This is a genomic window from Streptomyces sp. NPDC101234 (assembly GCF_044767525.1).
GTDB lineage: Bacteria > Actinomycetota > Actinomycetes > Streptomycetales > Streptomycetaceae > Streptomyces > Streptomyces sasae.
In genome coordinates, this window is record NZ_JBIWOA010000062.1 from 1 (window position 1) to 20,520 (window position 20,520).

At 71.8% G+C, this 20,520-nt stretch carries 13 protein-coding genes and 1 pseudogene; 11 read left to right on the forward strand and 3 right to left on the reverse strand.

All coding sequences use genetic code 11. From position 1 onward, the window contains the following. From ACIRR9_RS52525 to ccrA, 4 genes are all read left to right on the forward strand, one after another. On the forward strand, positions 1–3,051 hold a 3,051-nt coding region (locus ACIRR9_RS52525; RefSeq protein WP_403768102.1), incomplete at its 5' end, for an SDR family NAD(P)-dependent oxidoreductase. Positions 3,052–3,056: 5 nt separating this feature from the next. Continuing rightward, entirely contained in the window at positions 3,057–3,686 is a 630-nt protein-coding gene (locus tag ACIRR9_RS52530) for a UbiX family flavin prenyltransferase (protein ID WP_403768105.1), read from the forward strand. After that, entirely contained in the window at positions 3,683–5,140 is a 1,458-nt protein-coding gene (locus ACIRR9_RS52535; protein WP_403768108.1) for a UbiD family decarboxylase, read from the forward strand. The genes ACIRR9_RS52530 and ACIRR9_RS52535 overlap by 4 nt, the downstream gene beginning before the upstream one ends. 27 nt (positions 5,141–5,167) lie before the next feature. Continuing rightward, positions 5,168–6,547: a crotonyl-CoA carboxylase/reductase gene (gene ccrA / locus ACIRR9_RS52540; RefSeq protein ID WP_403768111.1), complete on the forward strand. Its 1,380-nt coding sequence runs from the start codon at positions 5,168–5,170 to the stop codon at positions 6,545–6,547. A 105-nt stretch (positions 6,548–6,652) separates the two neighbouring features. On the opposite strand, the gene ACIRR9_RS52545 is transcribed toward ccrA, so the two are convergent. Beyond that, positions 6,653–8,170, reverse strand: coding sequence for a CoA transferase (locus tag ACIRR9_RS52545; protein ID WP_403768114.1), 1,518 nt, complete (start codon positions 8,168–8,170; stop codon positions 6,653–6,655). Positions 8,171–8,186: 16 nt separating this feature from the next. Further along, entirely contained in the window at positions 8,187–10,961 is a 2,775-nt protein-coding gene (locus ACIRR9_RS52550; protein ID WP_403768117.1) for a LuxR C-terminal-related transcriptional regulator, read from the reverse strand. A 423-nt stretch (positions 10,962–11,384) separates the two neighbouring features. On the opposite strand from ACIRR9_RS52550, the gene ACIRR9_RS52555 reads away from it, so the two are divergent. The 6 genes from ACIRR9_RS52555 (at position 11,385) to ACIRR9_RS52580 (ending at position 19,042) form a co-directional block, all read left to right on the forward strand. Further along, a complete protein-coding gene (locus tag ACIRR9_RS52555) occupies positions 11,385–12,158 on the forward strand; it encodes a thioesterase II family protein (protein WP_403768120.1) in 774 nt (257 codons plus the stop codon). Positions 12,159–12,188: 30 nt separating this feature from the next. Beyond that, positions 12,189–13,001: a cyclase family protein gene (locus ACIRR9_RS52560; protein WP_403768123.1), complete on the forward strand. Its 813-nt coding sequence runs from the start codon at positions 12,189–12,191 to the stop codon at positions 12,999–13,001. Beyond that, a complete protein-coding gene (locus ACIRR9_RS52565; RefSeq protein ID WP_403768126.1) occupies positions 12,998–14,410 on the forward strand; it encodes an MmgE/PrpD family protein in 1,413 nt (470 codons plus the stop codon). The genes ACIRR9_RS52560 and ACIRR9_RS52565 overlap by 4 nt, the downstream gene beginning before the upstream one ends. 32 nt (positions 14,411–14,442) lie before the next feature. After that, positions 14,443–15,756: a cytochrome P450 gene (locus ACIRR9_RS52570; protein ID WP_403768129.1), complete on the forward strand. Its 1,314-nt coding sequence runs from the start codon at positions 14,443–14,445 to the stop codon at positions 15,754–15,756. Positions 15,757–15,762: 6 nt separating this feature from the next. Then, positions 15,763–17,445: an MDR family MFS transporter gene (locus ACIRR9_RS52575; RefSeq protein ID WP_403768132.1), complete on the forward strand. Its 1,683-nt coding sequence runs from the start codon at positions 15,763–15,765 to the stop codon at positions 17,443–17,445. 250 nt (positions 17,446–17,695) lie between these two features. Then, positions 17,696–19,042, forward strand: a complete 1,347-nt coding sequence (locus tag ACIRR9_RS52580) for a LuxR C-terminal-related transcriptional regulator (protein ID WP_403768135.1) — start codon at positions 17,696–17,698, stop codon at positions 19,040–19,042. Between the two features lie 196 nt (positions 19,043–19,238). Here the strand turns inward: ACIRR9_RS52580 and ACIRR9_RS52585 are convergent. Beyond that, a pseudogene (locus ACIRR9_RS52585) lies at positions 19,239–19,664 on the reverse strand (Hsp20/alpha crystallin family protein). Between the two features lie 130 nt (positions 19,665–19,794). Here ACIRR9_RS52585 and ACIRR9_RS52590 point away from each other — a divergent pair. Beyond that, positions 19,795–20,445: a type III effector protein gene (locus ACIRR9_RS52590; protein ID WP_403768138.1), complete on the forward strand. Its 651-nt coding sequence runs from the start codon at positions 19,795–19,797 to the stop codon at positions 20,443–20,445. The last annotated feature ends 75 nt before the right edge of the window (positions 20,446–20,520 follow it).

Genomic DNA, 20,520 nt, shown 5'->3' on the forward strand with positions numbered 1-20,520 from the left:
GAGCAGGGTGTCGGTGTGTTGGTGGAGGTTGGTCCGGACGGGGTGTTGTCGGGGCTGGTGGACAACTGCGTGCCGATGTTGCGGCGCAGGCGTGATGATGGTGAGGCGGTGCTGGCCGCGGTCGGGCATCTGTGGGTGAACGGTGTTGGGGTGGACTGGGCGCCGGTGTTCGCGGGTCGGCATGCGCGTCGGGTGGCGCTGCCGACGTATGCCTTCCAGCACCAGCGGTTCTGGCCGGACACGACCGGCGGGTCGGCTGATGTCGTCGCGGCGAGTGTCGGGAGTGAGTTCGAGGGTGAGCTGTGGGCGTTGGTGGAGCAGCGGGATGCCGGGAACCTGGCGGCGGCGCTCGGGGTCGATGGTGCGTTGGCCGCGTCGATGCTGCCGGCCCTGGCGTCGTGGCGTGAGCGGCATCGTGATGAGGCCATGGTGAACGGCTGGCGGTACCGGGAAGCCTGGAAGCCGCTGAGCATCAGGTCGTCCGGAGCCAGGGGCGGCCGTTGGGCCGTGGTCGTCCCGGCGGGAAGGAGCGACGACGCCCTCGCCATCGCCGTGGTGGCAGCGCTGGGCTCCGGAGCACACGTGCTGGAACACGACGGCATTCACACAGCGGAACACGGCAGCCACCCGCTGGCGCACGACGGCGGCACCGCGATCGGATCCCGCTTCGACGGCATCCTGTTCCTTTCCGCTGTGGGGGGATCTGACCAGGCGACCATGCTGACCACCGTCACGGACCTTCTGGCCAAGGCCCCGGACGACGGGGTCCCGCTCTGGGTGGTGACGCGCGGCGCGGTCTCCGTCGGTGCGCAGGATCCGGTCACCGCACCCGATCAGGCCGCAGTCTGGGGCCTCGGACGGGTCGCTGCGCTGGAGCAACCCGCCGTCTGGGGCGGCCTGATCGACCTGCCCGCCCAGCTCGACGCCCGCAGTGCCCGAGCGCTGGCCGCCGTGCTCTCGGACGCTGCCGGCGAGGACCAGATCGCCATCCGCCCGGCCGGCACGTTCGGCCGTCGGCTGACGCACGCCGCCGCGTCCGGCGGACCGGCGCCGTGGACGACCTCGGGCACCGCCCTCATCACGGGGGGCACCGGCGGCCTGGGCGCCCACGTCGCCCGCTGGATCATCGAGCGCGGCGCCGAGCACGTGGTACTCGTCAGCCGGCGCGGCCCGGACGCGGACGGCGCGGATCTGCTGCGCCTTGAGTTGGAGACCGCCGGCGCCCGGGTCACCGTCGCGGCCTGTGACGTCGCCGACCGCGACGCGCTTGCCCAAGTGGTCTCGGAGATTCCCGAGGAGTGGCCACTGCGCACAGTGGTGCACGCCGCCGGTGTCATGGGCGATGCCACGCTCCTGACCGCGCTGACGCCCGGCCTGCTCCACCGCCAGCTCGACCCGAAGGTCGACGGCGCCCGCCACCTCGACGAGCTCACGCGCGACCTTGAGCTGGACGCCTTCGTGCTCTTCTCCTCCGGGGCGGGCTTCTGGGGCGGCGGTGGGCAGGGCGCCTATGCGGCCGCCAATGCCTTCCTGGACGGCCTGGCCGCCTGGCGTCGGAGTCACGGCCGCCCCGCGACGTCGGTGGCCTGGGGCTCCTGGGCCGAGGGCGGCATGCTGGCGGACGCCGAAAGCGAGCACCGTGAGCATCTGGGCCTGCTCGGCCTGATCCCGATGCGTCCCCGCCTGGCACTGGCTGCCTTGCAGCGTGTCCTGCACGACGGCGAGACCGGTCTCGTGGTCACCGATCTGGACTGGGCCAGGTTTGCCCCGGTCTTCACGGCGGCCCGGCCGAGCCCGTTGCTGTCCGATCTTCCCGAGGCAACGGTCGCTCTGGTGCAGCCGGGCGCCGCGCGTTCGGCCGAGCCGGCCCTACGGCTCGCCGGACTGCCCGCTGCCGAGCGTGAGGAGGCCCTGCTCACCCTGGTACGGGAGGCGGCCGCGGCGGTTCTCGGGCACGCGCCCGGGACGCAGGTCGACGAAGAGCAGCCGTTCAAGGAGCTCGGCTTCGACTCGCTGACCGCGGTCGAGCTGCGCAACGTCCTGCAGACCAGGACGGGGGCCTACCTCGCCGCCGGGGTGGTGTTCGACCACCCGGATCCGCGCAGCCTGGCCAGGGCCCTGGACGCGGCTCTCCGGCCGGCGCACCACGCCGAGCCGCAGGAGACGCAGCCCGACTACTTCGGTGAGCTCTTTCTTCAGGCCATGCGGACCGGCGAGCCGGCGCAGGCCCAGCAGCTCATGGCCGGCGCTGCGCAACTGCGCCTCAAGTACGGCGATCCGGCGGGGCCGGACACCGTGCCCGAGATCGTGCGGCTGGGCCGGGGACAGCTGGGCCCGCGGCTGATCCTCCTGTGCCCGACCGTCATGACAACCGGGCCGCAGGTCTACAGCCGGCTCGCGGCGGAGCTGGACGCCGGACGACGGGTATCAGCGCTGGTGCCGCCTGGGTTCCACGGTGGCCAGGCGCTGCCCGCGACCCTGGCGGTCCTGGTGCGCAGCCTGGCGGACGTGGTGCAGGCCGAGGTGGCGGACGGGGAGTTCGCGCTGGCCGGGCACTCCTCGGGCGGTGTGGTGGCGTACGAGGTGGCCAAGGAGCTGGAGGCGCGCGGTCTGGCGCCGTGCGGGGTGGTGCTGATCGACTCGTACAGCTTCGACGGCGACGGCGGGCGGCCCGAGGAACTGTTCCGCAGCGCGCTCAACGAGCGCTTCGTCGAGTATCTGCGCCTGACGGGCGGCGGCAACCTGTCCCAGCGCATCACCGCCCAGGTCTGGTGCCTGGAACTGCTGCGTGGCTGGCGGCCGGAGGGGCTCACCGCGCCCACCCTGTACGTACGCCCGGCGCAGCCCCTCGTGGAGCAGGAAAAGCCCGAATGGCGCGGCGACGTCCTTGCGGCGATGAGTCAGGTGGTCGAGGCGCCCGGCGACCACTTCACGATCATCGAGGGCGAGCACGTCGCCTCGACCGCGCACATTGTCGGCGACTGGCTGCGTGAGGCGCACGCGCACTACTCGACCGAGGGATGGGGCGGCGGCCTTCGGACGGAAGAATGACCGGCATGCGATTGATCGTTGCCATCACCGGCGCCACCGGTGCCGCGCTGGGCGTCCGCCTGCTCCAGCGGCTGCGGGCGGTCGGCTCGGTCGAGACCCATCTCGTGCTGAGCCGGTGGGCGAGGCCGACGATCGAGCTGGAGACGCCGTTCACCGTCGCGCAGGTACGCGACCTCGCCGACGTGAGCTACGGGCCGGGGGACCAGGCCGCCGCGATCTCGAGCGGCTCCTTCCGCGCGGCGGGAATGGTCGTGATCCCCTGCACCATGAAGACGCTCGCGGCGATCCGGTCCGGCTACGCGGACGACCTCGTCACCCGGGCGGCCGACGTGGCCATCAAGGAGCGGCGGCGTCTCGTGCTGGTGGCGCGGGAGACGCCGCTGTCCCCGATCCACCTGGAGAACATGCTCGAGCTGGCCCGCATCGGCGTCACGATCATGCCGCCGATGCCCGCCTACTACGCCCGCCCGCACGACCTCGACGACGTCGCGGACAATTTCGTCGGCCGGGTCCTCGACCAGTTCGGGCTGGAGACCGACACCGTGCACCGCTGGGGTGGCCTGCCCATGAGCCCGTCCGGCGTCCCGGTGCACAAGCTGACCGACGAGGACTTCCTGAAGGGAACAGGTGGATGAAGCGACTCAAGGATCTCCGCGAGTACCTGACGGTGCTGGAGGCGCACCAGGACGTCCGGGAGATCGACGAGCCCGTGGACCCGCACCTGGAGGCCGGTGCGGCCGCCCGCTGGACGTACGAGAATCGCGGTCCGGCCCTGATGTTGAACGACCTGACCGGGACCGGCCGGTTCTGCCGGATCCTGGCCGCGCCCGCCGGGCTCAGCACCATCCCCGGGTCCCCGCTGGCGCGCGTCGCGCTCTCGCTCGGGCTGGACGTATCCGCCACGGCGCACGAGATCGTGGACTCCCTGGCGGCCGCCCGTTCCCGTGAGCCGGTCGCGCCGGTCGTCGTGGACTCGGCGCCGTGTCAGGACAACGTGCTGCTCGGCGACGACGCGAACCTCGACCGCTTCCCGGCGCCGCTGCTGCACGAAGGCGACGGCGGGCCTTATCTCAACACCTGGGGCACGGTCATAGTCTCGACCCCCGACGGGTCGTTCACCAACTGGGCCATCGCCCGGGTGATGAAGATCGACGGCAAACGGATGACGGGTACGTTCATCCCGACGCAGCACCTCGGGCAGATCCGCAAGATGTGGGACAACCTCGGGCAGCCGATGCCGTTCGCCATCGTCCAGGGCACCGAGCCGGGCATCCCGTTCGTCGCGAGCATGCCGTTGCCCGACGGGATCGAGGAGGCGGGCTTCCTGGGCGCGCACTTCGGCGAGCCGCTGGAGCTGGTCCGGGCGAAGACCGTCGACCTGCTGGTGCCCGCGAGTGCCGAGATCGTCATCGAGGGGCACGTCATGCCCGGGCGCACGGCGGTCGAGGGGCCGATGGGCGAGTACGCCGGCTACCAGCCGCGCCACACCAGCATGCAGCCGGAGTACGTGGTCGACGCGATCACCTACCGCGACGACCCGATCTGGCCCATCTCGGTCGCCGGGGAGCCGGTCGACGAGACGCACACCGCGTGGGGCCTGGTCACGGCGGCCGAGGCGGTGGCCCTGCTGCGCGCCGCGAAGCTGCCCGTCGCGACGGCGTGGATGCCGTTCGAGGCCGCCGCCCACTGGCTGATCGTGTGTCTCACCGAGGACTGGCGTGAGCGGATGCCCGGGCTGAGCCGTGACGGCATCTGCTTGCGCATCTCGCAGGTCCTCGCCGCCACCCGGATCGAGGCCATGATGACCCGCGTCTTCGTGCTCGACGACGACATCGACCCGTCGGACCAGACCGAGCTGGCCTGGGCCATCGCAACCCGGGTGAGTCCCGCGCACGGCCGCTTCGTCCGGCACGGCATGATCAACCCGCTCGCGGGCTGCTACTCCGACGAGGAACGGCGGCTCGGCTACGGGCCCAAGGCCGTCCTCAACGGGCTCCTGCCGCCGATGGCCGAGCGCAGCCGGCGCAGCTCCTTCCGCCACACCTACCCCGAGCAGGTGCAGCAGCGGGTCATCGAGCTCCTCGCCTGACAGCCCTGCTCACCTGAGAGGTCATCCATGGACGAGATCCGTCAGGCGATCGTGCACGGGGACTACGCGGCGGCGGCGAGCCTGCCGGTGCCGGAGTCCTACCGCGCCGTGACCGTGCATGCGGACGAGACCGACATGTTCGAGGACACGGCGCCGGCCGACCGTGACCCGCGCAAGTCCCTGCACGTCGACGAGGTGCCCACCCCCGAGCTGGGCCCGGGAGAGGCCCTGGTCGCGGTGATGGCGAGCGCCATCAACTACAACACCGTGTGGACCTCGATCTTCGAGCCGATCCCCACCTTCACCTTCCTGCGCCGCTACGGCCGGTCCAACCCGCTGGCCAAGCGGCACGACCTGCCCTACCACGTCGTCGGCTCGGACCTGTCGGGCGTGGTGCTGCGCACCGGCCCCGGCGTGCACGCCTGGCGGCCGGGGGACGAGGTGGTCGCGCACTGCCTCAGCGTCGAGCTGGAGGGCCCGGACGGCCACAACGACGCGATGCTCGACAGTGAGCAGCGGATCTGGGGCTTCGAGACCAACTTCGGCGGTCTGGCCGAGATCGCCCTGGTCAAGGCGACCCAGCTCATGCCCAAGCCGGTCCACCTGACCTGGGAGGAGGCGGCCTCGCCGGGGCTGGTCAACTCCACCGCCTACCGCCAACTCGTCTCCCGCAACGGCGCGGACCTGAAGCAGGGCGACACCGTGCTGATCTGGGGCGCCTCCGGCGGTCTCGGCTCGTACGCCACCCAGTACGCGCTCAACGGCGGCGCGATCCCGGTGTGCGTCGTGTCCAGCCCGGACAAGGCGGAGGTGTGCCGGGCGATGGGCGCGGAGTACGTCATCGACCGCAGCGCGGACGGCTACCGCTTCTGGAAGGACGACCACACGCAGGACCCGAAGGAGTGGCGTCGCTTCGGCGCCCGGATCCGCGAGCTGACCGGCGGCGACGACCCGGACATCGTCTTCGAGCACCCGGGCCGGGAGACCTTCGGCGCCTCCGTCTACGTGGCTCGCCGCGGAGGCACGATCGTCACCTGCGCGTCAACCTCGGGCTATGAACACCAGTTCGACAATCGCTATCTGTGGATGAACCTCAAGCGGGTCATCGGGACGCACTTCGCCAACTACCGCGAGGCATGGGAGGCCAACCGGCTCGTCGCGAAAGCGCAGATCCACCCGACGCTGTCCACGACATATCCGCTGGAGCAGACCGGCCACGCGGTCCTCGACCTGCATCGCAACGTGCACCAGGGCAAGGTGGGAGTCCGCGTGCTGGCCCCTGCGGAGGGCCTGGGCGTCCGCGACCACGAGCTGCGCGAGCGGCACCTGAAGTCCATCAACCGGTTCCGCAGCACCCCCTGGACGAGTGAGTCCGATCTCCGGTCAGTGGGCACAGGCGATCAGTGAGCGGGTGCTGCTGACCGACGGAAACCTGGTGCCGCCGGCCGGATTCGGCGGCGGCATGTCGATCGGCGCCCGGCCGGCCCGGTGGCGCGTGCCCACCCGGACCCGTCAGCCGATCCACTCCGGTCGGCTGGAGCCCCGCGGCACGAGGACCGTACGGTAGCGGCCGGGCGTGGCGGACATGCGGACCTGCTCGGTGACGCCCTGGTAGTGCCCGAGCGGGGTCTCGGCTGTGAACAGCTCCGGGTCGTGGTAGGCGTGCTCGGGGCCGCGGCCGGCGGTGGCGTGGGCGTAGTCGCGGTCGAAGATGCCCAGTCCGAGGATCCACAGCGCGGTCCGGGTCAGCGACACGTGGACGCGGTAGCTGCCCCCGAGCACAGCCCGCCGGCACAGAGCCTCGATCGCCCCCGCGGCCATCAGCCACGCGACGATGTAGTCGTTGACCACGAGGATCGGCGGGAGGGCGGGCTTCGTACCCGTCCCGCCCAGGCCGCCCTCCAGGTGCATCATGCCGGTCAGGCTGCCCGCGCTCTGGTCGAAGCCGACGCGCCCGGCCCACGGCCCGTCCGGCCCGTTGAGCGAGGCCGTGACGTGTACGATCCCGGGTCGCTCGGCCGCCGCCTGCTCCGCCGACAGCCCGATGCGGTCGAGGTGGCCGGGGCGGCGGTTGGCGTAGAAGACATCTGCTGCCGCCAGCAACCTGCGCAGGGTCGCCGCGTCGTCGGCCACGCGGGGGTTCAGCGTGGCGGAACGCACGCCCACGTTGGCCGTGGCGTAGGTGACCGGGTGCTCCAGCTGCATCGGGTGCCACACGTTGAGCACGTCCGCGCCGTGCAGGGCGAGCGCCCGCCCGGCCCCGGCGCCGGCGATGACGTGGCCCATGCCCAGCGCCCGTATGCCGGTCAGCGGGTCCGGCACGCCGGGCGGCAGCGGCTCGGGCGCGGAGTCGCCGATGCGCTCCACGGTGACCAGCGGCAGGCGCGCCAGGTGGTCGCGGTAGTGCGGCTCCGCGAGCAGCTCGGCGGTGGTGCGCAGCATCGGCAGCACGCAACCGGCCTCGGCCGCCGCCTCCTCCAGCTCCCGGCCGGTCCAGCGGGCGACGGCGGCCCGCACGGCCTCCACGTCGTCCGGCACGCCGAGCAGCTTCTGGGCGGCGACCTTGATCTTCGGGTACGGGTTAAGGGGCATCACCCAGCGGTCGTCGGCCGTGCGGTAGAAGCCGAACGCGAAGGCAGCGCTGCCCGCGTTCGCCGGCGACCCGAGCAGGTGACCGTTGATCTTCTCCCAGCGCCCGTCGTAGAAGGGGCACAGGCGATGCGGGGTGACCCGCAGGTCGACCGCGATGTCCTGGCCCTGCCCGCCGCGCAGCCGCCACAGCTTGGCCACCGCCACCGCCTTCGTGGCCAGGGCGATCGCCGAGGCACCACCCAGGCGCAGCGTGCTGGGCACCACGGGATCCGCCCCGGCGAAGCCGATCCGCCCGCCGCTGTCCGCTGGGCTGATCCCGATCCCGGCCAGCACCTCGGCCAGCGCCGCGTGCGGGTCGAAGTCGTCGTGGGCTGCCGGGTTGGACACCGCGGCTGCGACCCGGCCGGTCAGATCCGTCTCTCTGCGTGTGCTCGTCACCGTGCGGTTCTCCGATTCAGGGGGCGGGAACGCCTGCGTGCTTCAGCTGCAGCGAGGCGAGCGCGTCCCGGAGGCTGGCCCGGGACGCGATGCCCAGCTTGGGGAAGGCCCGGTAGAGATGGTTGCCCACGGTCCGGGGCGAGAGGAACAGCCGCTGGCCGATCTGCTTGTTCGTCAGCCCGTTGGCGGCGAGCCGGACGATCGCCAGCTCCTGCGGCGTCAGTGCGGCCGGCTCGTCCGGCTCGGCGGCGGTGGCGCGGTCACCGGCGGCGCGCAGCTCGGCCTTGGCCCGGGCCGCCCAGCGCAGCGCGCCGAGGTCATGGAACGAGTTGAGGGCGGTGCGCAGGTAGTGCCGGGCCTCGTTGGTCGCCCGGACCCGGCGCAGGTGCTCGCCGTACGCGAGCTGGACGCGGGCGCGGTTGTAGGGCAGGCGGTTCACGCCCGGAAGGGCGAGCGCGGTCTCGTAGGTCCGGGCGGCCTTGGCCCGAGGTGCCACCAGGGCCGCGCAGGCCGCCGTCTGCAGGGCCAGCCGGGGCGATAACGACGCCATCTCCGACGCCTGCATCGCCTGGACGTGCCGTTCGGCCTCGCGGTGACGCTCGGTGTGGACGGTGGCCAGGACGATGTCGAAGGACATCTGCATCTGCTCGATCGACGGCTTCGTCAGTTCGGGCAGGCCGGCCTCCGCCACGTACTGGTAGGCCGCCTCGAAATCGGCGGCGCCGAGGGCGTCGAGCATCCGTGCGTGCGCGGCGAGCAGCAATACCACCCGCGCATCACGAGGCACCGCCCAGGCGACCATCTCACTGGTCAGCGCCCGCGTACGCTCGGTGTCGCCCCGAAGCGCGGCGAGGACGGCGACGCTGCCCCCGGTGAGCCAGAAGAGGGCCGGCTGGCCGTTGGCCTCGCATAAGGAGGCGATCTCCTCGCTGAGCGTGTCCACGTCAGGCCAGCGTCCGTGCGTCAGCGCGTCGGCGCACAGGAAGTTGAGGGCCCGGATCGCGTGGATCGTGGGCTGCGGGCAGTTCCTGCCGCTCTGGGCCACCCGCCACAGGGCGCCCCGCATCTCGCCCAGCCGGTCGACCGGGGCACACGCCTCGGCCAGTCGGATGATCTTGTTATGGTCCTTGTCCGTCATTGCCGAGGCGATCTTCCGGTCGACCACCGCGAGCCGGGCGACGTCGGCTCGTGCGGGATCCGCGGCCGCCTGCCACACCGTGACCTCGAACGTGGTCAGGTGCCGGCGATATTCGTCGATCAGCCGCAGGAAGACATCCCACAGCTCGGGGCGGCCGCTGAGCCGGCAGACGCGCAGCAGCGTCCAGAGCGCGGACTTGAGCAGGATGACGCTTTCCACCCGTTCCTCGCTGCGCGCCCGCAGGGCCGAGACCAGCAGGCCCGCGGCGGTGTCGGTATCCCCGTCGTTGAGCTGGAACGTGGCCGCGGCCACGATCGCCGGCAGGGTGTCGTCGAAGTCCGGGTCGCTCTCGCGGGCGTCCCGCAGCAGCTGGGACACGGCGTTGAGGTCACCCGTCCCGTCCGCGCTCATCGTCGCCGCGTAGCCGAGTCGGCGAGCCCGATGCCGCGGGTCGGCGCTCAGGTCCGCGGCCCGCGTCATCAGCCGCACGGCGCTGACGACCGCTCCGCGGCTCATCGCCTTCACGGCCGCGTCGTGCACCAGCTCCGCGGTCGTGCTGTCGGTGGCGATGACGGACTGGGACAGGTGCCAGGCATGCAGCTCGGGCCGGTCGGCGAGGGCCTGGGCCAGACGGCGGTGCGCCTCGCGGCGTTGGGCGGGTGAGGCGAGCGCGACGACGGTGGCCCGGGCGAGCGGGCGCCGGAAGACGAGCCGGTTGCCTGTGTCGTCCACCCGGGCGAGCTGGGCCTCCTCGGCATCTCGGACGGCGGCTTCGAGCGTTTCCCCGGCCAGCGCCTCGAGCGTGATGAGGTCCCCGGTCCCCTCAAGGGCGGCGGCGAGGAGTACGTCGCGGGCGCCGGCCGACAGCGACGACACCTGTGGGCGGTAGATCTCCTGCAGGCGCTCGGTCAGCGGCAGGACCGTCGGCAGGGCGGCGGCCACCTCGCGCTGCGTGCGGGTCAGCGGAAGGGGCAGCTCACGCAGAGCCAGCGGATTGCCTTCGGCCTCCGCCACGATCTGCCGGCGCACCCGCCCGGACAGCAGCGGGAAGTGCCGCTCCAGCAGGGCGTGCGCGGCGTTTTCGCGCAGCGGTTCGAGCTGGTGCGTCGCCGGCCCGTGCCGCCCGGTCCTGGCCTGCACCGTGCCGATCATCCGTGCTCCCGTGCCGCCCAGCCGGGCGGCGAGCATGCTCAGCGCCTGGTAGCTGGTGGGGTCCATCCGGTCCAGGTCGTCGGCGGCGATGAGCACGCTGCTCGCACGGGTTTGGCGCAGGACGGCGCGCACCGTGTCGGCCAGTTTGGAGGGTTTTATCCGCCCGCTGTCCTGGCAGCGCTGGACGGCGTCGGAGAAGCGTTTCTTCTGGGCCGGATCGCCCACGACGACCTCAAGCAGCAGGCCTAGCAGGTCGGTCAGGCCGGAGCCGTCAGCGTGTCCGGCGGCGCCGGACACGCGGAGCACGACCAGGCCGCGAGCCTGAGCGCGGGCGATCGCGTACTCCAGCAGCGCGGTCTTCCCGATGCCGGTCGGGCCGGAGAAGATCAGGGCCCCGCCGTGGGGCGTGCCGTCGCCGAGGAAGAGGTCCACCATGCGCATCGTGTCGTCGCGGCCCAGCAGACCATCGTCGAAGTGGCCGACACCGGGCGATCCGGTCACGAAGCCGACCCCCTCTCGATGACCGTGTGGAGATACTGCCGCGCTTGTACAACGTTGTCACGGCCTCCCGACGGACACTGGCTGACGCTGCTACTGAAGATCGTCGTTCACTACCCGAGGCCGACGCAATGTCCTTAGGTGCACCTGCCGGGTACTCCAGGGCAGCTCCGTGGACCGCAGAGGCCACCATGGTTCTGCCGATCGTGTAGTTGACCTGCGAATATGCCGGATCGCCGGTGGCTGGTGCGAGCCTGTTGCTTCGATGCCTGTCGAACTCCACCGTGTCTCGTCCCGCGTGATCACCCACGTCACGGGAGGCTCGGGCCGACGACTACCAGGTCCGGGGATACCGGCCGCCGCCGCGGGCCGGTCACGATGTGCAGACGTGAAGAAAGCGGTGCCGCACAAAGGAGAAGAACGGTCGTGACGAGCTCACCCTCGCATTTCCAGAAATGGGTGAGGACTTTCCAACCGGCCCCCGACGGCGCCGTCCGTCTGGTCTGCCTGCCGCACGCCGGCGGGTCCGCGAGCTTCTTCTTCCCCATGGCCAAGGCCTTCGGTCCCGGCGTCGAGGTCATGGCTGTGCAGTACCCGGGCCGGCAGGACCGGCGTCACGAGCCCGGCATCGACTCCGTCGACGAGTACGCGGACGAGATCTTCGCGGTGCTGCGGCAGCTCGACGGCCGGCCCCTGGTGCTCTTCGGGCACAGCATGGGCGCCGTGCTCGCATACGAGGTTGCGCTCCGCCTGCGCCGGGCCGGGCTGCCCGCGCCGGCGCGCCTCTTCGTGTCCGGGCGGCGGGCCCCGTCCCGCTATCGCGACGAGAATGTGCACCAGGCCCCGGACTCGCGGATCGTGGCCGAGCTCCGTCGGCTCGGCGGCCCGCACCAGGGCATGCTGGCTGATCCCGAGGTGCTCTCCCTGGTGCTGCCCGCCATCCGCAGCGACTACCGGGCGATCGAAAGCTACCGGCACGACGCCACGGCCCGCCTCGACTGCCCGGTGACCGTGCTCGTCGGCGACGCCGACCCGCGCGTCTCGATCGACGAGGCGCGAGCTTGGGCGGAGCACACCACGGCGCCGACCGAGGTGGAGGTGTTCCCCGGCGGCCATTTCTACCTCGTTGAGCAGAGCAGGGCCGTCATCGGCCTCATGGCCGACAGGCTGAGCGCCGCCCAGACGGAACCCCGCCGCTGAGGCACTGCCCGATCTCGTCAGGGGTGACGCATGACCGATGTCTTGCTGGCTGCACTGGCCAAGGGGATACGCACGATCGAGCTCGGCCAGCCACTCTTCACCGGGATGCCCTGCTCGCCCAACCATCCCGGCTTCCGGATGACCCTGGCCCGCCGGCACGGCGACATGCGCCGCCCGGACGGCGGCTCGGCCAGCAACGAGGTGATCGTCACCGGGGGCCACGTGGGCACCCACATCGACGCGCTCGCCCACGTCAGCCAGGACGGCAAGCTGTACGGTGGCGTGGACGCGGAAGCCGCCCAGCGCGGCGGTGCGTTCACCGAGCTCGGTGCCGAACTGATCCCCCCGCTGATCACCCGGGCGGTGCTGCTCGACGTGGCGGGCACCCGGGGCGTGGACGTGCTCGACCCCGGCTACGGCGTGACCCGCCGGGACCTCGAGGACGCGGCCGAGCGGGCCGGGGCGCTGCCCGAGCCCGGTGACGTCGTGCTGGTGCGTACCGGCTGGGCCGCCCACTTCCACGACGCGGACACCTATCTGGGCCGGGCGACCGGCGTACCCGGAATCACCGAGGAAGCTGCGGCCTGGCTGGCGGCGCACGACATCACCGCCACTGGCGCCGACACGACGGCGTACGAGCGGATCCCACCGGGGGAGGGCCATCGGACGCTGCCGGTGCACCGCCTGCTGCTGGTCGAGCACGGCATTCACATCATGGAGCACCTCGCCCTTGAGCAGGCCGCCGCCGAGGGGCTGACCGAGTTCGCCGTCGTCGTGGCGCCGCTGCGCATCGTCGGCGGCACCGGCTCCCCGATCCGCCCGCTCGCGGTGGTGAGCGCATGAGCGCGACGCCGGCCGAGCAGCTCGGCGCGCTGGCGGCCCAGGCGGCGAAGGACGGCCTGCCGGCAGCCCGGCGTGACGACGTCGCCGGGCGGGTTCTCGACCTGCTGGGCATCTGCCTGGCCGCGCTGTCCGAACGCCCGGCCGAGGTGGTCGTCGCCACCGTGGACGAGTGGGGCGGCGCGCCGGCCGCCACCGCGATCGGCTCGGCCGTTCGGCTGCCCGCACCCTCGGCGGCGCTGGTCAACGGCACGCTCGGGCACTCGCTGGACTTCGACGACACGCATCTGCCCTCGGTGCTGCACCCGTCGGCCGCCGTCGTCCCGGCCGCCCTCGCCGTCGCGGAGCAGTACGACGTCTCCGGACCGGCGTTCCTGGACGCCGTCGCCGTGGGGGTCGAGGTCACCTGCCGGCTGGGCATGGCCGGATACGACCGGGAGCACGCAAATTCGGTCTTCTTCGACCGGGGGCAGCACGCCACGGCCATCTGCGGCACGGTCGGCGCCGCGGTCGCCGCGGGCATGCTCCAGGGACTGACCGCCGACCAGCTCACCTCGGCGATCGGTATCGCGTGCAGCATGGGGTCCGGGGTCATCGAGGCCAACCGGACCGGCGGCACCGTGAAACGGGTGCACTGTGGCTGGGCGGCCCATGCCGGCGTCGTTGCCGCTTCTCTGGCCCGGCACGGGCTGACCGGCCCGCCCACGGTGCTGGAGGGGCGCTTCGGCCTGCTGCGGGCCTTCTGCGGCGAGCAGTTCGACATCGGCGCAGTCACCGGCGGGCTGGGGGAGCGGTGGGAGAGCGACCACATCTTCGTGAAGCCCTTTCCCTGCAATCACTTCACGCACGCCGGTGTGGAAGCGGCGCTGCGGCTGCGGCGGGCCGGGCTGAACCCGGCGGACCTCACCGGCATCACGCTGGGCGTGCCCGAGCCGGTGCTTCGCACGATCGCCGAGCCGCTGGCCGACAAGAGGCGGCCGCTGTCGGGCTACCACGGCGCGTTCAGCGGCCCGTACACGGTGGCTGCCGCCCTGCTCGGCAGCGGTGGCGGGCTCGGGGTGTCGCACGAGGACTTCACCGACGGCGCGGTGGCCGACCCGGACCGGCTCGCGCTGGCCGCCCTGGTGACCCCGGAGGCGGACCCGGACTGTACGCGGATCTTCCCGCACCAGTTCCCGGCGGTGCTGACCGTCCGGCTGTCCGGCGGCGAGGTGCTGCGGGAACGGGTCGAGTACAACCTGGGCGGGCCGGAGAACCCGTTGACGCCCGCGGAGCTGACCACCAAGTTCCGCATGAACGCGGCGCGGGCGGTGGACGAGGCCACGGCCACCGCACTTTCCGATCTGGTGGCGCGGCTGAGCTCGGACAGCCGGCCGACGATGCTCACCGCCCTGCTGCGAGCGTCGGCCTGACCCACGCGGTTCTTCGAACAGGGGAGACGACATTGTTCCTTCCGGACTCGGCGCGCTGGGCGCTCACCCACGGGCTGATCAGGCTGGCGATGCGCCGGGAAGCCGCCAAGGGCAACCCTGCCACGCTTCGGGTGACCGATCCGTCGGTACGGCTGAACCCGTACGCGCACTACGAGACGATGCGCTCGGACCAGCCCTTCGTCGGCGGGCTCGGCAGCAAGATGACCGTGCGCCACGACGTCGCCAGCGAGGTGCTGCGCTCCGACGCCATGGGCGCCGCGGCGTTCGGCGGGGCGCCGGCGCCGATCCGGCGCATCCTGGCGGCGTTCGCCCCGAGCGCGGCGCGCAGCGTGTTCGAGCCGCCGTCGATGGTCGCGGTGGATCCGCCGTACCACACCCGCTATCGCAAGCTGGTCGTCCGGGCGTTCAGCGTGAAGGCGGTCAACGCGCTGCGGGTCCGGACCGAGGAGGTGGCCGCGACGCTGCTCGACGGAATCGCCGCGCGGGACCTGCGGGAGCCGGTCGAAGTGGTCCAGGCGTACACGTCGCAGCTGCCCTCGGTGGTGATCTGCGAGATGCTGGGCGCCCCGACCGGCATGAGCGAGCAGTTCCTGCAGTGGAGCGACGCGGCGGCGAGCCCGCTCGACCCGGGCATGTCGCGCCGACGTTTCCTGGCCGACCAGCGCCGGATCGACGCGTTGCTGGACTGGCTGCGTGGCCACTTCGACCACCTGCGCCGGCATCCGGGCCAGGACATCATGTCCGACCTGGTCAACTCCACGGATACCGAGGGGCGCCGGCTGACCGAGGCCGAGTTGCTGGCCACCACCATGCTCGTGCTCGCCGCCGGCCTTGAGACCACGGTGAACCTGATGGCCAACGGCATCGCGCTGCTCGAACAGCATCCCGGCCAGCGGGCGCTGCTGGCGGAGCGGCCCGAGCTGTGGCCGAACGCCGTCGACGAGATACTGCGCGTCGAGTCCCCGGTGCAGCGCATCTCCCGCCGGGCGTTGCGCGACACCGAGATCGCCGGGGTCCGGCTGGCCGAGGGCGAGATCGTCGTGGTCATGCTGGGCGCCGCGAACCGCGACCCCGAAGTGTTCACCGATCCGGCCGCCTTCGACGTCACCCGGGCCAATGCCGGCAAGCACCTGGCGTTCTCGACCGGCATCCACTACTGCCTGGGCGCCGCGCTGGCCAAGATGGAGGGCGAGGTCGGCTTCCGCGCGCTGTACGACCGTTTCCCGGACCTCACCCTGATCGACGAGGGGGAGCGGAAGCCGACGCGCAACCTGCGCGGCTTCAACCGGCTGACGGCCACGCTGGCCCCCACGCCGGTGCGCTGAGGCGTGGTGCCCGGCTCCCGGCGACCCGCGGGCGACGCAGGCCTCACCCACCGGCAGATCCTCGCCGTGCTCTGCGGCCTGCTGATGGGCGTCGCGATGAGCGCCCTGGACCAGACGGTCGTCGCCACCTCCATCCGAACGATCGCCGACCACTTCCACAACTTCTCGCAGCTGGCCTGGGTCACCACCGCCTACCTGGCGACCTCGACGATCGTCACCCCGCTGTTCGGCAAGCTGTCCGACCTGTACGGCCGGCGGCCCTGCTACATAGCCGCCGTCACCGTGTTCGCGGCCGGCTCGCTCGCCTGTACCTTCGCGACGTCGCTGGAGCAACTGGCCGTCTTCCGGGGCGTCCAGGGCATCGGCGCCGGCGGCCTGGTCTCGCTGGCCTTCACGATCCTCGGCGACATCGTGGCGCCCCGGCAGCGCGCCCGCTACCAGGGTTACTTCCTGGCCGTCTTCACCGGCGCGAACCTGCTCGGCCCGCTGATCGGAGGACTGCTGGCCGGCAGGCCGAGCATCCTGGGCATCTCCGGCTGGCGTTGGGTCTTCCTGATGAACGTGCCGCTGAGCGTGGCGACCCTGGCCGTCGTCGTCAGGGTCCTCACCTTCGACCGGTCCCGCCCGGCCGGCGTACGGGTCGACTGGCTCGGCGGGCTGCTGCTCGTCGCGGGCATCACGCCGTTGCTGATCGTCGCGGAGCTCGGTCGTGCCTGGGGCTGGGGCTCGACCGCCTCGATCGTCTGCTTCGCCGTCTGCGCGGTCAGCACCCTGGCCTACGTGTGGTCCGGGAAGCTGGCCGGCGAGAAGGCGTTCATGCCGCTGCGCATCTTCGCGAACCGGTCGTTCGTCAAGGGGACGCTCGTCTCGTTCCTCGTCGGCACGGTCATGGTCGGCGTCATCAGCATCATTCCCCAGTTCTTCCAGGTCTCGGCGGGCATGGGCCCGACGGAGGCCGGGCTGCGGCTGCTGCCGACGATGCTGGGGGCGATCGCGGGCGCCCTGTGCTCGGGCCGGCTCATCGTGCGGACCGGCCGCTATCGCGCTCAGGCCGTCGCCGGCGGTGTGCTCACGTCGGCGAGCCTGGCGGGACTGTACTTTCTCACCGGCGCCGCGGAGCGCTGGCCGTTCGAGGTCGTGGCACTGCTGCTGGGCTTCGGAGTGGGCATGTTCAACCAGCCGCTCACTCTGGCGCTGCAGAACGTCCTTCCGGCCCGGGACATGGGCGTCTCGACCGGGGCGGTGACGTTCTTCCGGCAGCTCGGCGGCACCCTCGGGCTGGCGTTCTTCCTCACGCTGTTCTTCGCCTGCACGCCGGCGGCCATCGAGCGGCGAGTGGACGTGGCCACCGGCGACCCGGCGTACCGGGCCGCGGTGGTCCAGGCCGCCGCCACGGCGCCCGATCCGGACGTACGCGCCGTCACGACCGCCCTCGGCGCGGGGGATACCGCTGCGGCGACGCAAGTCGTGGTGCACGACAGCGACGTGCTCTCGGCGTTGCCGGCGGTCGTGGCCCGCCCGTTCGAGCGGGCGTTCGCCGACGCGATGGGCGTGGTCTTCCTGGCCGCCGCGGGGGTGGCCCTTGCCGGGCTGCTGCTGCTTCTCAGCTGGCCGGCGATCCCGTTGCGCCACGAGTCAGGGCTGCAGGAGACGGCACGGCGGAGCGCCGGGACGAGTCCGCCGGAATAGCAGCCCGATGCTTCACAAGCGGTTCTTCCGAGCGTCGGCAAAGAACAGACGACGCTTTACGTGCATGTAACCCATCCGTTTCGCGGAAGTGCCGGACGGCGGCTTATCGGCAATCTATCAGTCGACCCGCTGATGAAGATCACATGACTGAAGGAGATGGAGTCAAGTTACTCATGCCGATCGAACCCGCTGCGTGATGCATTGAGATGCACCTGGTTCGGGGCTTCCGGGTGAATGGCCGCATTGGTGGATGCATGTCTTTTTCCAGACAGGCAGCGAAAGGTCGATCGTGCGTATGATGGCAATTCAGTGCCGGGTGCAGACGGAGCTTCTCGGCAGTCCCTCCGAAGAATTCGCGCAATTGATCGTGGCAGGCGACATTCGCGATTGCCGGCTCGCGCTCTCGGTGTCCGCCTGGCTCGCCGGCGAGGTGCGGCAGGGGATCGACCTGGCCGCGGCTGCGGCGCAGGATGTGTGTCACGGGCACTGCTCGCCGCTCGCCGCTTTATGGCACGTGCTGCTGCTCGTCCGGGTGCGTGATCTGCGCGGGGGAGCCCGCGTCCTGGCCGGCGCCCAGGGGCACCCGGGTGCCGACGACGAGCTGGCCGCCGCCCGCTTGGTCTGCCGGGCCGAGCTCGCGCTCGGGTCGGGCGACACCGGAGAGGCGGTCGCCCAGGCGACCGCCGGCGTCCAGCTGGCCGAGCGCGTCGGCGTCCATGCATTCCTGCCCAATCTGCACGCTGTGCTGGCCCTCAGCGCCGTCCGGCGGTCCGACCTGGGTACGGCGCTGGGATATGCGCGCCTGCTGGGTGACGACGCCCTGATCGGGCGTACGGCCTACGCTCCCGGGCAGAGCGCCTGGGCCGTCGCTCAGGTCTTCGAGGCGGCCACCGGCCCGGCGAGCGTCGCCCACCTCGTCGAGCGCCTGATCGTCGACGATCGGCTCAACCGGGAGCTGCTTGTCGCCCAGCCCGCGGCGGCGGCCTGGCTCGTCCGGGTCGCCCGCGCCGTCGGGGAGGAGAAGCTGGCGCTGCGTTGCTCGGAACGGGCGGACCTGATCGCGCGGTCGTCCTGGGGATTCCGCGCCGTGCACGCGGCCGCCTTGCACGCCGGAGGACTGCTCGAGAGGAGCCCCGACAAGCTGCGCGCCGCCGCCGCCCTGCATCTCGACCGCTGGGCGTCCGCGTCGGCCAGTGAGGATCAGGCGGAGGCGTTGTCCGGGCAGCGTGCGGGGCGCGACACGGCGGTCGCACAGCTGCGGCAGGCGGCCACTCTCTACGGTGAGACCGGCGCGGTGCGCGACCTCGCGCGGGTCACGAGCAGGCTGAGGGATCTCGGGGTGCGCTCCGGACGCGCGATGCGGCCGATGCGGCGCAACGGCCACCGGGTCGGTTCCCTGACGGACACTGAGTTCTCCGTCGCCAACCTGGTCAGCCAGGGACTGACGAACGACCAGGTGGGCCAGAGGCTCTATATCTCCGGGCACACCGTGGCTTTCCACCTCAAGAAGATCTTCCGCAAGCTGGAGGTGTCGTCCCGCGTGGAGCTGGCCGGCGCGTGGAGCGACCTGACGGTGGATCAGCGGGACGTCGGCTGAGCGGTGACGCGCGGGCGGCCCCGGACGGCCCGACTCCGAATTGCCTCTGAGGTTTTCGCTTCAAGGTGACGTCATGGCGGGGTCAGGGTGTGGCCGGTCTCGGCAATGAAGCCATCGAGGACTGTCCACGGGGGTGCGGAGGGCGGGATGGGAGGGGGAGATCGGGTGCCCGTCCTCCGCGCCGGTCCGGACGGTGTCAGCCGGAGATCTCCTTGCGGCCGGAGCCGATGCCGATGGAGATCTTGCGGGGCTCGGCGCGCTCGGCGATCGGGATGCACAGGGTGAGCACGCCCGCGTCGTAGTCGGCCTTGATGTGGTCGTTGTCGAGGGCGTCGGCGAGCACGATCTGGCGGGAGAAGAGCCCAGCGGCCGCTCGGACAGTTCCATCTGCACGTCGTCGGCCTTGGCCACCGGCTGGCGCTCGGCCTTGACGGTGAGCATGTTCCGCTCGACGTCGATGCCGATCGCGTCCGGGGTGACGCAGGGGATGTCGAAGGCCACCACGTACTCGTCGTCCTCGTGGTAGGCGTCCATGGGCCGACGGCTTCGACCGGGTGCCCGGGCCCAGCAGATGCTGCGCCGGCCGGTCCAGCTCACGGAAGGGGTCGGTGCGCATCAGCATCGTGAAAACACCTTCAGAGCAGGTTCAGGCAGTTGCTGCCAACGCGCTTCACCGACACCGTGGCAGCATGTCATCTGATGGATGACAGGCATGATGTCGTCGACGTGATGACAGTCCGAGGGAGGTGCCCGTGACCGCAGCAGACCAGCCGTCCACGGTCAGTACCGACGCCCACAGCCCGGCGTCCTTTCTCGCCGCCGCGGCGGCCCTTACCGTCATAGGCGACGCCCTGCGGGATGCCCAGCATGAGCTCCCCGACGCCGCCGGCCCCGGTCCCGAGCAGGCACTGGCCTCCCTGATGCTGCTGCAGCAGGTGCGCGAGCAGCTCGCCAGCTGGGAGACCGGCCTGATCGAAACCGCCCGCGAGGCGGGCGCCAGCTGGGCCGACCTCGCCCGCCCCCTCGGTGTCGCCAGCCGCCAGGCCGCCGAACGCCGCTACCTGCGCGGCCGTCCCGGCGCCGTCGGCACCACCGGCGAGCAGCGCGTGATGGCCACCCGCCAGGCCAGGGCCGCCGAGCGTGCCACCGTCACCTGGGCCCGCACCAACGCCGCCGACCTGCGCCGCCTCGCCGGCCAGATCACCGCGCTCACCCACCTCGCGCCCGAAGCGCGCTCAGCCCAGGCCGCCCTGCATGCCGCCCTCGGCGCCACCGACGCCGCCGAGCTCATCGCCCCCCTGACCGGCATGCGCCCCTACCTGGATGCCCACCACACCGACCTCGTCACATGCTTGGACGCCCTCGACGACCGGCTCACGGCGACAGCAGCTTACGATGCCTGACTCCTGTCGCAGAGAGCCACAAACGTGGGTGCAGTCCGGCCTCCGGCCTGCCCCGAACCACGCCGACGGCGGGCA

Coding starts and splice junctions, on each gene's coding strand:
- ACIRR9_RS52535 (WP_403768108.1), top strand. CDS start 3,683: ATGAAGCGACTCAAGGATCTCCGCGAGTACCTGACGGTGCTGGAGGCG.
- ccrA (WP_403768111.1), top strand. CDS start 5,168: ATGGACGAGATCCGTCAGGCGATCGTGCACGGGGACTACGCGGCGGCG.
- ACIRR9_RS52530 (WP_403768105.1), top strand. CDS start 3,057: ATGCGATTGATCGTTGCCATCACCGGCGCCACCGGTGCCGCGCTGGGC.
- ACIRR9_RS52580 (WP_403768135.1), top strand. CDS start 17,696: ATGCATGTCTTTTTCCAGACAGGCAGCGAAAGGTCGATCGTGCGTATG.
- ACIRR9_RS52560 (WP_403768123.1), top strand. CDS start 12,189: ATGACCGATGTCTTGCTGGCTGCACTGGCCAAGGGGATACGCACGATC.
- ACIRR9_RS52565 (WP_403768126.1), top strand. CDS start 12,998: ATGAGCGCGACGCCGGCCGAGCAGCTCGGCGCGCTGGCGGCCCAGGCG.